We start from the raw sequence: 13,911 nt of genomic DNA, 5'->3' as shown, positions 1-13,911 counted from the left end.
AGTCACCTCCTCAGACCGAGACCGACACGCGCCGGTCCCGGCCCGAGACCGGCCCCGAGGCGGACACCAGGCCGGGTGACGCGCCATGATCACTATCGCCTCGCTCGTGATCCTGCTGCCCTTCCTCGCGGCGGCCACCGGCCTTCTCGGCTCCCGCTTCCCCCGGCGCCTCCACGGAGTGACGCCCCCGAAGACCGGTGACGGCGCCCCCCTCCAAGCCGACGCTCCCAAGGCCGGCGCTTTCAGGGCTGGTGCTCTCAAGGCCGACGCTCCAACGACTGGCGCTCTCAAGGCCGACATCTCCGACACCTCCAACACCGACGTCTCCAAGATCGACGTCTCCAAGGTCAAAGCCGACACCGCCGCCGGCCGCCGGGCCGCCTGGATCGCCGTGGTGCCCACCGCGATCTCCGCCGCCCTGGCGATCTGGCTGGCCTACGCCACCTGGGCCGCTACCGGCGGGGGCGGGGTCGAGCCGTCCGCCCCGGCCGGGCCAGGGGGGCAGGGGGCGATCGACGGTGTCACCGCGACGTTCACCGTCATCGAGACGGGTTCGGTGCCGATCTCGGTCGGGCTGCTGGTCGACGGCCTCGCCGCGTCGATCGCCGTGCTGGTCGTCGTGGTCGCGCTGGCGGTGCAGATCTACTCCGTCGGCTACATGCGCGGTGACCGGCGCTACCCGTCCTACAGCTCCTTCATCAGCCTGTTCACCAGTGCCATGCTGCTGGTCGTCTACGCGGCCGACCTCCTGGTCCTCTACGTGGGCTGGGAGATCATGGGCCTGTGCTCCTACCTGCTGGTCGGGCACTGGTGGGAAGACAGGGCCAACTCGCGGGCGGCGATCAAGGCGTTCCTCGTCACCCGGATCGGCGACGTCGGATTCCTGTTCGGCATCTTCGTCCTCGGCACGGCGGCGGGCAGCTTCAGGATCGCCGACGTCATCGCCGGGGTCCCCGAGATGTCGTCCGGCACGCTCATCGCCGCGACCATGCTGCTGCTGGCCGGGGTCGCGGGGAAGAGCGCCCAGGTGCCGCTGCACGTCTGGCTCCCCGACGCGATGGCCGGACCGACACCGATCAGCGCCCTCATCCACGCGGCCACCATGGTCGCAGCGGGCATCTTCGTCGTCGCCCGGCTCTACCCGGTCTTCCTCGGTGCCCGTCCCACCCTGGACGTCCTCGCGGTCCTGGCCGCCATCGGCATGCTCGGCGCGGCCCTCGCCGCCCTGGCCCAGGACGACCTCAAACGCGTCCTCGCGTACTCCACGATCAGCCAGCTCGCCTACATGGCCGGTGCCCTCGCCGCCGGGTCCCGGAGCGCCGCGGTCTTCCACCTGATCACCCACGGCGCTTTCAAGGCGCTCCTCTTCCTCTGCGCCGGAGCGGTGATCCACGCGGTCGGCTCCAACCTGATGAGCACGATGGGAGGCCTCAGGAAGGAGCTTCCCGTCACCTTCGCCGCGATGACGATCGGCTTCGCCGCGCTGATGGGCCTGCCCCCGGCCAGCGGCTTCTTCAGCAAGGACGAGGTGCTGGTGGCCATCGAGCACTCGCTGTCCTCGGGGCCGTTGACGGGCGCCTCGGCCCTGCTGCTCTACGGCTGCGCCCTCGCCACGGTCGCGGTGACCGGCGCCTACGCCACCCGCGCGTGGCTGCGGACCTTCTTCGGACAGCGCGCCCCCCAGCCCCAGTTCGAGCCCCAGCCCCAGTCCGAGCCTGAGCCCCAGTCCCTGCCGGGGCCTCATTCCCAGCCCGCGTCCGGTGCGTCGCACGCCGTCCGCACCGCTCACACCACCCACACCGCCGTTCACGAGGCTCCGGCCACCATGCGCTGGCCCATTCTCGTCCTGGCCGTTCCAGCCCTGCTCCTCGGCTTCGCCCGCGTCGGCGACGTCCACTGGGACGCCGCCCTCCTCAGCCTCGCGGTGGCGCTGCTGGGGGCGGGAGCGGTCTACGCCGCGTGGCGCTCCGACCCCCTGGCCGACCCGGCTCGCCTGCTCGGTCCTTTCAGGGGCCCCTGCGAGCGGGCCTTCCACGTCGACTCCGTCTACACCGGGCTTTTCGTCCGGCCCGTGCTGCTCATCGCACGCATCGTCGTCCGCGCCGACGGTCGCGTGGTGGACGGTGCCGTACGCGGCTCGGGCCGGGCGACCCTAGGCCTGGCGGGGCTGCTTCGCCTGGTACAGAACGGCAACGCCCAGCTCTACGTCACCGGCCTGTTGGCCGGAGTCCTCCTGATCGCGGCCGGGGCGGTGATCTTTAGATGATCTCTCTGCTGTTCTGGGGCATCGTGGCACTCGTCGTGCTGCTCCTCATCCGCCTGGCGGTGACACGCCGTTGACCTCCTCTCCGCGACCGAACACAGGACCAGACCCGTACCCGGACTCGGGCCTGGACCCGTACCCGACGCCGGACCCGAACCCGAGCCTTGCCCCGACGCCGGACCCGAACCCGACATCGAACCTGGACCTGGACCTGGACCTGACATCGAACCCGGACCAGGACTCGGCGTCGCATGCGAAGCCGGCCCCAGGGTCGGGCGCCGAGGCGAACTCAAGGCTGAAGCCGGGGCCGAACCTTGGTGAGGTGGTCACACCATGAGCTGGGTGCTGATCGCGCTTCTCGGCGTGCCACTCGCCGGAGCCGCCGCGCTGCTCGCACCGTTCGGGGCGGACGCCGCGGCCAGGGGGCGGCTGCTCAGGGTGCACGGCCTGGTCGTCTCCGGCCTCACGTTCGCGCTATCGGTGGTGCTGGTCGCCGCGTTCGACCACGGTGACGCCGCTCGAACGCAGTTCGTGACCGACCTCGCCTGGATCCCCGGTCTCGACCTCAGATTCCACCTCGGCGTGGACGGGATCTCGCTGCCGCTGGTCGCGCTGACCACGCTGCTGACCTTCCTCTGCTTCGTCTACCTGTGCCGGGGGCGCGCCGACGGCCCCGGACAGCTGCTGAGTCCCCGGCCCGGCGGCAACCGGCCGCGGGCGCTGGTGTTCACGCTGCTCGTCCTCGAAGTGGGCATGATCGGCACCTTCCTCGCGCTCGATCTGCTGCTGTTCTTCGTGTTCTTCGAGGTCGTCCTCATCCCGATGTACTTCGTGATCGCCATCTGGGGCGGGCGCGCCCGCCGGGCGGCGGCGATCAAGTTCATCCTCTACACCCTGCTCGGCTCGGTGGTCCTCCTGCTCGGCCTGCTGCTCATCTGGTCGCAGACCGGCACCCTGGACATGACCGCCCTCGCGCGGGCACGCGGAACGGGCATGTCCCCCGCGGTGCAGACCATCGCCTTCCTGGCCGTCGGCATCGGTTTCGCGGTGAAGACCCCGATGTGGCCGCTGCACACCTGGCTGCCCGACGCCCACACCGAGGCGCCGACCGTCGGCTCGGTGCTCCTGGCAGGGGTGCTGCTCAAGATGGGCACGTACGGCTTCGCCCGCGTCGCGATCCCGATCCTGCCCGACGGCGCCGCCGCGACGGCCCCGTGGCTCGGCGCCTTCGCGGTGGTCGGCATCGTCTACGGCTCGCTGGCCTGTCTCGCTCAGCGCGACCTCAAAAGGATGATCGCCTACTCCTCGGTCGGCCACATGGGGTTCGTGCTCCTGGGCTTCGCCACGCTCACTCCGGCCGGGATCAACGGCGCCCTGTTCGGCAACATCGCCCACGGTCTCATAACCGCCCTGCTGTTCTTCGTCGCCGGAGCGATCAAGGAGCGTTACGGCACCTCCGACATGCCGGCCCTCGGCGGTGGCATGCTGACCCGCCTTCCCCACCTCGCCTCCCTGCTCACCTTCGCCTGCGTAGCCTCGCTCGGGCTGCCGGGACTGGCGGGCTTCTGGGGCGAGATGCTGGCCCTCCTCGGTGCCTTCGAACCGGCCGCGGGTCTGTCCCGCCCCCTCTACCTGGTCTTCATGGCCCTCGGAGGTCTCGGTACGGTGCTGACCGCCGCCTACTTCCTGCTCATGCTCTCCCGCGTCACCCACGGCCGGGGCACCGAGACCATCCATGTCCCGCTCCTCGCCGCGGCCACCGCGGGCGGCCTTCCCTCCACGGGCCCGACCGAGGAGGAGAGCGACCACGAGGACGGCGCCCCTGCCGCCGAGGCGACGGAGAAGGAGGGGCCCTTCATGGCAACCGTCGGCGGGGGAGACGCTTCCCCTCCGGCGACTCCGGCGACTCCGGCGACTCCGGCGACTCCGGCGACTCCGGCGACTCCGGCGACTCCGGCGACTCCGGCGACTCCGGCGGCGTCGGGCACTTCGGGGGCCTCAGGGACGACTACACGAGTGGTTGTGGGAGCGACGAGTGCGGGCAGCACGGCCAGGTCGCGCATGCCCGACGTCACAGGCTACGAGCTGGCCGCCTGGGTGCCGCTGATCGCGCTGATCCTGCTGTTCGGGCTCTGGCCCAAGGCGCTCCTCCTCCTCACCGATCCGGTGGTCCGGACCCTGGTGGGCGCGCCGTGATCCAGTCGATCGACTACTACGCTGTCGCGCCGCCGCTGATCCTCGCCCTCACCGCCGGGCTCGTGCTGCTCCTGGACGCCTTCCTGCCTCACCGGCCGTACGTCCGGACGGCACTCGGCGCGGTCACGCTGGCCGGGGTGATCGGCGCCCTGGCGGTGGTGATCTCCCAGGCCGTACGCACCGGAGACCCGCTGAGAACCTTCTGCGTGCCCGAGGGGCTGCTCGGCTCCTCCCGCGCGGTGATCGGCGCCATCGTCCCCCCGGTCACCGAGCCGACCGCGTCCACGACCGCCGTGGCGCCGTGCTCGTTCGTGGTCGACGACTTCACACTCGTCTTCGCGGGGCTCGCGCTGGCCGCCGGGATCGTCGTGGTGCTGCTGTCGGCGGCCGAGCTCTCCTCCGGGGACATCCCCGTCGGAGAGTGGTACTTCCTGCTGCTCTGCACGCTGGCGGGTGCCGTCGCCCTGCCCGCCTCCCGCGACCTGATCATGCTGGTGGTCGCGCTGGAGCTCGTCTCGCTGCCGGTGTTCGCGCTCACCGCGCTCAAGCGTTACGACGGCCGCAGCTCCGAGGCGGCGGTCAAGCTCTTCCTGGTCTCCGTGGTCTCCACGGCGGTGATGCTCTTCGGGGTCTCCCTGCTGTACGGGACGACCGGCACCGTCTACCTCGACCGAATCGCCCACGTCCTGCGACAGGACGGCGCCGCCGGTCGGGGGTTGACCCCGGGCGGCGACGGCACCGCCTACAGCTCCTCGCTGCAGATCGGCTACGACCTGCCCGCCGTGGTCACCGTGGCCGTGGTCCTGGTCCTCGCCGGGTTCGCCTTCAAGATCGCGGTGGTGCCGTTCCACGCGTGGGCGGGCGACGTCTACCAGGGCGCGCCCATCCCCGTCGCGGCATTGCTCTCCGTCATCTCCAAGGCGGCGGGGTTCGCGGGGCTGATCCTCATCCTGGTCGTCGCCCTGGGCGGGCAGGGGGCCACCTGGGTCCCGTTGGTCGCGATCCTCGCCGCGCTGACCATGACCGTCGGCAACCTCCTGGCCATGCGCCAGCGCCACGCCGTACGGTTGCTCGCCTGGTCGTCCGTCGCCCAGTCGGGCTACATCCTCGCGCCCCTCGGCATCAGGAGCGACGAGGCGATGAACGCCTCGATCGCCTACCTGGTCTTCTACGCGGCGATGAACCTCGGGGCGTTCGCCGTTGTCACCCTGGTGTCGAGGAGGGCGGGCAGGGGAGAGCTGGACGACTACCGGGGCCTGGCGTTCCGGAGCCCGGCGGCCGGGCTGGCGATGGCCTTCTTCCTGATCTGCCTGGCGGGCCTGCCCCCGGGGCTGGCCGGGCTCTTCGCCAAGATCGTGGTGTTCCGGGAGCTCCTCGGCGGAGGTGAAGGCGGAGGCGGTGGCTGGCTCGCCGCCGTGATGGCGGTCAACACGGTCGTCGGTCTCTACTACTACGTCGCCTGGGTTGTGCGGATCTTCACTCCGGCCGCGGTGACCGGGGGCGCGGTGACCGGTGGCGCCATGGTGGGCAGCCCGGTGACCGGGAGCGTCGTGACCGGGACCCCTGCGACCGGGAGTGCCACGACGGGCGGTGCCGTGACCGGGAGTGCTGTGACAGGAAGCGCCACGACGGGCAGGGCTTTGCCCGGAAGCGTCACGACAGGCGGCGTCGTAACGGGAAGCGCGGAGACGGGCGGTCGCGGTGCCGGGTGGATACCCGCGAGTGTGGCGGTCGCGGCGGCCGGGATCGTCGCGATCGCGTTCTCGGTCGCCCCCCAGCTGGTCCTCGATCTCGTCCCCGCGGCACTCATCGCCGCGGGCTGAACCATCCGGACCATCCGGGAACGTTCGGCCTGGCCGGAGACGTTGTCACAGGTGAATCGGCATCAACCGAGAGGGGGGTGTAGTGCACCACAACGGTCTGCGTACCGCGGTCCTTCTCGGCGCGCTGTCCGCGGTGATCATCGTGGTGGGGGCGTGGTTCGGAGGCGGCGCGGGCGTGCAGATCGCGGTCCTGGTCGCGCTGGCGACCAGCGGCGTCGCCTACTTCTTCTCCGACCGCATCGCGCTGTCCGCCATGCGCGCCCGGCCGGTGGGCGAGGTCGAGCAGCCACTCCTCTACCGGATCGTGCGCGAGCTCTCCACCGAGGCCCGTCAGCCCATGCCCCGGCTCTACGTCTCGCCGACCATGCAGCCCAACGCCTTCGCGACGGGGCGCAACCCCCGCAACGCCGCGGTCTGCGTGACGTACGGGATCACCCAGCTCCTCGACGAGCGCGAGCTGCGCGGGGTCATCGGGCACGAGCTCTCCCACGTCTACAACCGTGACATCCTGATCTCCTCGGTGGCGGGCGCGCTCGCCACGATGATCACCTACCTCGGCTACGTCGGCCTGTTCTTCGGCGGCGGGGACGAGGACGAGGGACCCGGGTTCATCGGCGCGATCCTCATGATCGTGCTCGGCCCGGTCGCGGCCGGAATGATCCAGATGGCCATCTCCCGCTCCCGTGAATACCAGGCGGACGAGTCCGGTGCCCGGCTGACGGGCGATCCGCTCGCCCTCGCCTCGGCGCTGAGGAAGATCGAGATGGGCACCCGCCAGCTGCCCCTCCCGGAGAACGGCCGGATCGCCTCCGCCTCCCACCTGATGATCGCCAACCCCTTCCGCGGTGCCGGGATCGGCCGGATGTTCTCCACCCACCCGCCCACCGCCGAGCGCGTCGCCCGCCTGGAGCGCATGGCCGGCTACCGCCGCTGACCTCGGGCTCCGACAACCATCGCGCCCGTGGCGGGTCAGGGAGTCAGACCGGTGACGATCGGGTTGTGGACGGATCCGGGCACGACGAAGCCGCCCACCCGTTCCGTGCCGCCCCACTCCTGGTCGACCCGATACCAGGTGTAGCGGGTGCCGCCCCCCTTCCTGAGCCTGCGCGGGACGACCGTCTGCAGGTCGAGGTGGCCCACGCTGTTCCAGCGCATCCGGGTCGGGGTCCTGTCGACGGGCACGGCGATGGGGTCGCGCCGGGGAATGCCGCCGGTGGGCACATCCCACAGGCGGATCCCCGCGTCGCGCGCGGTGAAGTGGGCGACGACCTCGCCGTCCGGGCCGAGCGCGCCCCCCACCGGGACGCGCCCCCGCTCGGCGAAGGGCGATATCGAGTAGATCCCCGCCTGGAACGCGTCGTCCACCACGAGTACGAATCTCGCGTCAGGGCTGAAACTCCACGGTCGCAGGCCAAGGGGCACCGGGATGCTCTCCCCGCTGTACGTGTCCAGGATCCGATGCTCCCCGCCGACGCCCAGCACCGCGTACCGCCCGCCGGGAGAGAGTTCGACCCGCGCCGCGCGCATGGCGTTCGACCACGTCACTCCCGGCACCGCGCGCACCTCGCCGGTCGCCACCTCCAGCACCACCAGCGCCCCGTCCCCCAGCTGGAAGTACGCGACATGCCTGCCGTTCGGCGACAGGGCCAGCGGTGCTCGTCGCCTGCCCACGGAGAACACCCGGGCGTCGGGGAGGGCGACCACCCCGCCGCCGCGTATCCAGAGTTTCCACGGGGCGCAGACGCACCCGTCGAGTCCCGCGTACCGGACCGGAGGTCTCGCGCCCCCGGCCTCCGCGGGAACGCCCGCGCCCATGACCACGGCGACCGCGCCGACGCAAACGCTCACGCGGCAGAACAACTCCACTGAGGCCCCCCGTCTTCCGGACATACGGGGGGTGTCCGTCGAGTACGGGCTCACTGTACGCCTCGGGGAAGGCCGGTCGGCGGTGTCGCCGTGAGTGTCATCCGACCCGGGCACCTCCCTGGTACGGCCGTCCCAGGACCGGCCTCCCGTGGAGGCCGGTCCTGGGGAGGACGCGGGCCGGTCGGCTCAGGAGTGCTGCGTGACCGGGTCGGTCTCCTCCGCGGAAAGGCCGGGGACGCCGTCGATGCTCTCGCGGTTCTTCCGCGCCCGGTGAGTACGACGCTGCTGGACGTCCTTGCGTCCCGCCCACTCGTCCAGCAGCGTCCGGTCCTTGTCGAAGGACATGAACGGCACCGAGAAGCCGCAGGAGTCGGCGATGCGGTCGCAGTCGACGACGATGATCGACCGCACCCCCGGATGCGGGCCGAAATTCTTGATCAGCGTCGCGAAGTCGGGGCTCTCCGGTACGACGACCCGGCCGGTGCCGTACAGGCGGAGGATGTTGGGAGGGCCGGAGAAGGCGCAGAACATGACCGTGATGCGGCCGTTCTGGCGGAGGTGGGCGATGGTCTCCACCCCGCTGCCGTCCAGGTCCAGGTAGGCGACGGTGGTGTCATCGAGAACGGCGAAGGTGTCGGCGTACCCCTTGGGGGACATGTTGACGTGGCCGCCCTGCTCGGGAGCCGTCGCCACGAAGTAGACCGGCTGCGCTCCGATGAACTCACGCAGCCGGTCGTTGATCCTGTCATGAATTTTCCCCATGGACAGGACGATAATTCTTCGTCGTTCGCCGGTCGGCACCGCGTCCGGTATTACCTCCGTTCCACTGGAGCCGTACCGCCCGCTCGTTCGGGGGAGAACGTCAGGCGATCGCCGGTTCGCCCACGGGGCGCGGCGTGCTCACCGGAGCCTCGTCGAGCGGCTGCGGGGGAGCGTTGAGCACCTCCTCGTCGAGACGACCCTCGCTGCGGGCGACAAGGACCGGCACCACGATCTGTCCCGCGACGTTGGTCGCGGTGCGGATCATGTCGAGGATCGGGTCGATGGCCAGCAGCAGGCCGACGCCTTCGAGCGGCAGGCCCAGCGTGCTCAGTGTCAGCGTGAGCATCACGGTCGCGCCGGTCAGACCGGCCGTCGCGGCCGAGCCGACCACGGAGACGAACGCGATCAGCAGGTACTCGCCGACCCCCAGCTGGATGTTGAACACCTGCGCCACGAAGATCGCCGCCAGCGCCGGGTAGATCGAGGCGCAGCCGTCCATCTTGGTGGTCGCGCCGAAAGGTACGGCGAAGGAGGCGTAGTCGCGGTCGACGCCCAGACGCTCGATCGTCACCTTCTGCGTCAGCGGCAGTGTGCCGACCGAGGAACGGGAGACGAAGGCCAGCTCGATCGCGGGCCACGCGTTGCGGAAGAACGTGATCGGGTTGACCTTGCCGACCAGCGCGAGCAGCGTCGGGTAGACGGCCAGCAGGACGATGAAGCAGCCGACGTAGACGCCAAGGGTGAGCTTGGCCAGCGGGGCGAGCAGATCCCATCCGTACGTGGCGACCGACTTGCCGATCAGTCCGGCGGTCCCGATGGGGGCCAGGCGGATGACCCACCACAGCGCCTTCTGGACCAGTTCGAGGATCGAACGGCTGAAGCCGAGGAACGGCTCGGCCCTCTCGCCGATCGCGAGGGCCGCCGCGCCGAGGACGACTCCCAGGAAGACGATCTGGAGGACGTTGAGTTCGGTGAACGCCGTGACGATGTTCGTCGGGATGATGCCGGTGAGGAAGTCGACCCACGTGCCGACGTTCTCGGGCGCCTTCGCGCCCGCCGTGCTCAGGGTGACGCCCTGGCCGGGGTTGATGATCAGGCCGAGGCCGATGCCGACGATGACGGCGATCAGCGCGGTGGCCAGGAACCAGAACAGCGTCTTGCCCGCCAGCCTGGCCGCGCCGCTGACGTTGCGGAGATTGGCGACGCTGACCAGCACGGCGGTGAACACCAGCGGCGGTACCGCCAGCTTGAGCAGCTGGACGAAGGTTTTTCCGACTTCGGTGAGTGTGGTGGCCAGCCAGGCGAGGTCCCAGACGCGGGCGGCGAAGCCGAGGGCCACGCCCACGACCAGGCCCAGCAGCAACTGCAGGGAGAAAGAGAATCTCTTCACGATGAGGAAGGCTCCGGAAGACGGCATGCCTGAAGAGGGCATGCGAAAGAGAGGAGACGGCGAGAGGTGAGGGATCGAACGCTCGTCAGAGCGCGATCAGCGACAGAGGAAGCCGGTCGGGCGGCAGAGATCGATGTGCGGCCGCCCAACGAGCCACACAAACAGGACGCAAAACCTCACATGATCAGCAAGCGGCAGTGAACGGGACATCGTTACGACTGTAAGAGTGATCTACCTCTTAAATCAAGACTTTTCCGACTGGTAGTAAGGGAATTAAGTCATCGAAGGCCGGGAGGAGGATCGGTGAGGTTGCAACCGAGGAGCCGTGACCGAGGGGATCGGGCAGGTTCCGCTTGCCTGAGGTTCGGGGTTCTACGGCTTGGGCCGCGAGGATTCCGGAGGGTCTTAGAGGCTCGCAAGCGCCGGAGTCCCGGGGCTCTCGCTGTGCCGTGTCGAACCGTTCGTCGATCGGCCTCGGCGATGGCGGCGTGGATGGACAACGCTCACCGTCGCTGTCTCAGATCAAGGACGCCGGCCTCGGCCCGGCGTAATGATCGTTCCGGGGAGCACGGAACTACTTCGCGACCCTGTCGGGGGCGGGTCGCTCACCTTCGAACGATTCCCCCGAAACGGGGAGCGGCCGGGGCGCAAGAGAGCCCCTTGCCCCGGCCGTGTGCCCCGGATGTGCCCTCCCGGAGCGGTCAGGTCCTGAAACCACAGGTCAGAGCCTCGGTCTCCCCTCCGCTAGCGGTAGTTCGAGAACTGAAGCGCGATCTCCAGGTCCTTGCCCTTGAGCAGGGCGATGACCTCCTGCAGCTCGTCCCTCTTCTTCGAGCTCACCCGCAGCTCCTCACCCTGGATCTGGGCCTTGACGCCCTTGGGCCCCTCGTCGCGAATGATCTTCGAGATCTTCTTGGCGTGCTCCTGGTCGATGCCCTCCTTGAGGGTCACCAGGAGCCGGTACTCCTTGCCGGACAGCCTGGGCTCGTCCGCGTCCAGGATCTTGAGGGAGAGCCCCCGCTTGATCAGCTTGTCCTTGAAGACGTCGAGGACCGCGTTGGCGCGCTCCTCGCTGTTGGCCTTGATCTCAACGGCCTTCTGACCACCCGACCAGGCGATGGCCGCGCCGGTACCCTTGAAGTCGAATCGGTGCCCGACCTCCTTGACAGTCTGGTTCAGCGCGTTGTCGGCTTCCTGGTGGTCGATCTTGCTAACGATGTCGAACGATGAATCCGCCAAAGCACAATCCCCTCTGACCTGCTAGAACTATGAATCGCTGCCCGATTCCCGGAGGCCACGGACCTCGAATCGCGCCGGCGCCCGCGAACCGGTTCGGTAGACGCGTACGTAACGGATCAGCCTAGCCAGCATCTCCCGCCGATGCCGAGGCGACAGCCTGTCCCCGTCCCACCTTCAGCGGGTCCCGTCGCGTCTCGGCGTGCCTCGTCTCCACTCCCTCTCCTGCCCGCCCTGGCGCGCTCTCCCTCCCTCCGGCCTCCCACCCATGTCTCAGAACCCGCACCATCGAGCCCTGTCCCGCCCCGGCACCGCGACGCCTCTGGCGTCACTCCCTCCCCTGCTTCCCCGGGCGACACCATCGCAAGCGGCGACGTACGCACCAAAAGTCCTGATAGGAGCGGGTATCGGGAGGTGCCCGCCGTCGATGTCACGTCACACTCGGAAGTCCGCTATTCTTCTACCTGTCGCCGCCGCAAGCGGAGGACATGGCAGGTTGCCCGAGTGGTCAAAGGGAGCGGTCTGTAAAACCGTCGGCTCAGCCTACGCAGGTTCAAGTCCTGCACCTGCCACACCAGCAGAAACAGCCCTCTCACCAGCGAAAACGCGGTGCGGGGGCTGTTCTCGTATGTCCGGCTGTCCATGGTCGTCAACGGGCATCTACGGGGCGCTGTGCCGAATACGTGCCCAAGTTTTCAGGGCTTCGTGGCGTCCCAGATCCGGCGCATGGCTTCGCCCTGCTGACCATGGATGCACTTGGCGTAGACCCTCAGCAGGACGTCCACGCTGTGCCCCGCCCACTCGGCGACCTGGGGCGCGGGCACCCCGGCATTGAGCCACGTGGACACGGCAGCGTGCCGAAGGGTGTACGGCACATCCATCAGCGGTGAGGCTGCCTCTTCCGGGGTGAAGGCCGCCTTCCTGGCCTCGTGGAAGACCTTCAGGTAAGCCCGATCGGTCATCAGCCCGCCCCGGGTACCGATGAAAACGCGCCCCTCGGGGCCGGTGCCGAAGCGGTCGAGGTGCGCTCGCAGCAGCAAGACCAGCTCGGGGTGAATGGGCACCGGCCGCGTGTCCCCTTCCGCGCGGTGCTTGAGCCCGCGGCGCTCTCGCGGCTTCCCGCTGTTCGTCCAGCGGCTCCCGGCGCGCGGCTCGGCATTGGTGAGCCGCATCTCTCCCCATCCCTCCTCGGGCAGGCTGTGAAGGTGCACCCGGCGCAGGTCCACCACCTCTTCCGGCCGTAGGGCCGCGTAGTACATGCAGCCGAAGAACGCTTCCATCCGCTCACCGCGCTTGCTGTCCAGCCGAACGGCAGTGAGGAATCGTCGGGCCTGCTCGGAGTTGATGACGGCGCGAGGGTCCACCGTGCTCAGCGTTCGCGGCCTGGTCCACTTCACGGCCTTGAACGGGTTGGCCTTCAAGAGTCCGATCTCCTGGCCGTACTCCATCGCGCTGTTGAGGACCATGCGCTTGCGGTTGGCCGTGTTCGCGGCGGCAGGCTTCCCGTCCATGGTCTGGCTGATCCTGGTCAGGATGGCGCGAGCCAGAATCGCGCCCCTGCCCTGCTCGTCGAAGTCCACGAGGGCGATGGTGTTGTCTTCGAGCCAGCGGAGCGCTTTCTCCAGCTCGGCTGGCGCTTTCGCGTCATCGCGAATTCGGGTGCTGTAAGCCCATCGCAACGCGGTACGCCGGACGTCGCGCGAGGGAACCCCGCTTTCCGTACTCAGCAAAGCCTCGGTTGCGTCCACCAGTGCTTCCGCGATCCCGCGCCGGTGGTTCGGCGACGCATGCGGCCATTTCGCGTCCACGAACGCCAGCGTGAAGCCGTACCAGCTCAGCGAGGTCTCCTCACGCTTCCACGAAACGGGACGGCCCGTAGCCATGCTGAACGCTTCACCGCGGCGAGCCGCGGTCACCAGCTCGGAGCGGAAGACGTCGGCCTGGGCGGCGTTGCGATACGGCTCCTTCCAGGGCTTTCCGCCGGTGCTCCATCGCACGTAGTACGTGGTCACCTTCTTGCCCTTGTAGACCTCGGTCTTGTAGACCCGCGCGTCGTAAGTGATGTCTTTCATCAGGCGGCGTCCTCCAGGCTGGTCAGCCAGCGGTCATAGTCGGCACGGCGGACGCGGAGGTCCCCGTTGGGGAGCCTCATGCACTTGGGGGCGCGGCCCTTCTGGCGCCAGTCGTAGAAGGTGGATCGGCTGATGTCGAGGTCTTCGCAGATGTCGGCGATGGTGAGCTTTTCGGCCCTAGCCACGAGGGTCTCCTTGTGTGGTGATCTAGCAAGGGGAGAGCGAGAGATGCGGTTCTTGTCGGGAGGGCTGAAACATCTCCGCATCTCCGCATCTCCGCAAAAGTGCCTCTGAGCTGGGGTG

At 69.1% G+C, this 13,911-nt stretch carries 10 protein-coding genes and 1 tRNA gene; 5 read left to right on the top strand and 6 right to left on the bottom strand.

Annotation, left to right across the window (positions count from 1 at the left end):
• Nucleotides 1-85: 85 nt before the first annotated feature.
• The 4 genes from ACSC1Q_RS10670 to htpX all read left to right on the top strand — a co-directional run bounded on the left by ACSC1Q_RS10670 (nucleotide 86) and on the right by htpX (nucleotide 7,216).
• Nucleotides 86-2,266: an NADH-quinone oxidoreductase subunit 5 family protein gene (locus ACSC1Q_RS10670; RefSeq protein WP_436758502.1), complete on the top strand. Its 2,181-nt coding sequence runs from the start codon at nucleotides 86-88 to the stop codon at nucleotides 2,264-2,266.
• Nucleotides 2,267-2,596: 330 nt separating this feature from the next.
• Nucleotides 2,597-4,459 carry a complex I subunit 4 family protein gene (locus tag ACSC1Q_RS10665; RefSeq protein ID WP_436758501.1) on the top strand — a complete coding sequence of 621 codons (1,863 nt, stop codon included), beginning with the start codon at nucleotides 2,597-2,599 and terminating at the stop codon, nucleotides 4,457-4,459.
• A complete protein-coding gene (locus ACSC1Q_RS10660; RefSeq protein WP_436758500.1) occupies nucleotides 4,456-6,282 on the top strand; it encodes a proton-conducting transporter transmembrane domain-containing protein in 1,827 nt (608 codons plus the stop codon). The genes ACSC1Q_RS10665 and ACSC1Q_RS10660 overlap by 4 nt, the downstream gene beginning before the upstream one ends.
• A gap of 82 nt (nucleotides 6,283-6,364) precedes the next feature.
• Nucleotides 6,365-7,216, top strand: coding sequence for a zinc metalloprotease HtpX (gene htpX, locus ACSC1Q_RS10655; RefSeq protein WP_362849734.1), 852 nt, complete (start codon nucleotides 6,365-6,367; stop codon nucleotides 7,214-7,216).
• Nucleotides 7,217-7,251: 35 nt separating this feature from the next.
• Here the strand turns inward: htpX and ACSC1Q_RS10650 are convergent, their stop codons facing one another.
• The 4 genes from ACSC1Q_RS10650 to ACSC1Q_RS10635 all read right to left on the bottom strand — a co-directional run bounded on the left by ACSC1Q_RS10650 (nucleotide 7,252) and on the right by ACSC1Q_RS10635 (nucleotide 11,539).
• Complete coding sequence (locus ACSC1Q_RS10650) at nucleotides 7,252-8,130, bottom strand: WD40 repeat domain-containing protein (protein WP_436758499.1); 879 nt, start codon at nucleotides 8,128-8,130, stop codon at nucleotides 7,252-7,254.
• Between the two features lie 204 nt (nucleotides 8,131-8,334).
• Nucleotides 8,335-8,910 carry a pyridoxamine 5'-phosphate oxidase family protein gene (locus ACSC1Q_RS10645; RefSeq protein WP_436758498.1) on the bottom strand — a complete coding sequence of 192 codons (576 nt, stop codon included), beginning with the start codon at nucleotides 8,908-8,910 and terminating at the stop codon, nucleotides 8,335-8,337.
• A gap of 100 nt (nucleotides 8,911-9,010) precedes the next feature.
• Nucleotides 9,011-10,300 carry a dicarboxylate/amino acid:cation symporter gene (locus ACSC1Q_RS10640; protein WP_436758497.1) on the bottom strand — a complete coding sequence of 430 codons (1,290 nt, stop codon included), beginning with the start codon at nucleotides 10,298-10,300 and terminating at the stop codon, nucleotides 9,011-9,013.
• A gap of 744 nt (nucleotides 10,301-11,044) precedes the next feature.
• A complete protein-coding gene (locus tag ACSC1Q_RS10635; RefSeq protein ID WP_436758496.1) occupies nucleotides 11,045-11,539 on the bottom strand; it encodes a YajQ family cyclic di-GMP-binding protein in 495 nt (164 codons plus the stop codon).
• 487 nt (nucleotides 11,540-12,026) lie between these two features.
• Here ACSC1Q_RS10635 and ACSC1Q_RS10630 point away from each other — a divergent pair.
• A tRNA-Tyr gene (locus ACSC1Q_RS10630) sits at nucleotides 12,027-12,108 on the top strand.
• Between the two features lie 123 nt (nucleotides 12,109-12,231).
• On the opposite strand, the gene ACSC1Q_RS10625 is transcribed toward ACSC1Q_RS10630, so the two are convergent.
• A complete protein-coding gene (locus tag ACSC1Q_RS10625; RefSeq protein ID WP_436758495.1) occupies nucleotides 12,232-13,608 on the bottom strand; it encodes a tyrosine-type recombinase/integrase in 1,377 nt (458 codons plus the stop codon).
• On the bottom strand, nucleotides 13,608-13,793 hold the full coding sequence (locus ACSC1Q_RS10620; protein ID WP_436758494.1) for a helix-turn-helix transcriptional regulator: 186 nt from the start codon (nucleotides 13,791-13,793) through the stop codon (nucleotides 13,608-13,610). Before ACSC1Q_RS10620 ends, ACSC1Q_RS10625 begins: the two co-directional genes overlap by 1 nt.
• Nucleotides 13,794-13,911 lie beyond the last annotated feature (118 nt).

The organism is Streptosporangium heterodermiicola (assembly GCF_051390675.1).
In the GTDB taxonomy this organism is placed as follows: domain Bacteria; phylum Actinomycetota; class Actinomycetes; order Streptosporangiales; family Streptosporangiaceae; genus Streptosporangium.
Note: the sequence above shows the minus strand (reverse complement) of the source record. Positions and strands in the feature narration are given on the sequence as shown.

What these genes read in the sequence shown, in the direction of transcription:
- ACSC1Q_RS10670 (WP_436758502.1), top strand. Translation starts at nt 86, where the DNA reads ATGATCACTATCGCCTCGCTCGTGATCCTGCTGCCCTTCCTCGCGGCG.
- ACSC1Q_RS10665 (WP_436758501.1), top strand. Translation starts at nt 2,597, where the DNA reads ATGAGCTGGGTGCTGATCGCGCTTCTCGGCGTGCCACTCGCCGGAGCC.
- ACSC1Q_RS10645 (WP_436758498.1), bottom strand. Translation starts at nt 8,910, where the DNA reads ATGGGGAAAATTCATGACAGGATCAACGACCGGCTGCGTGAGTTCATC.
- ACSC1Q_RS10625 (WP_436758495.1), bottom strand. Translation starts at nt 13,608, where the DNA reads ATGAAAGACATCACTTACGACGCGCGGGTCTACAAGACCGAGGTCTAC.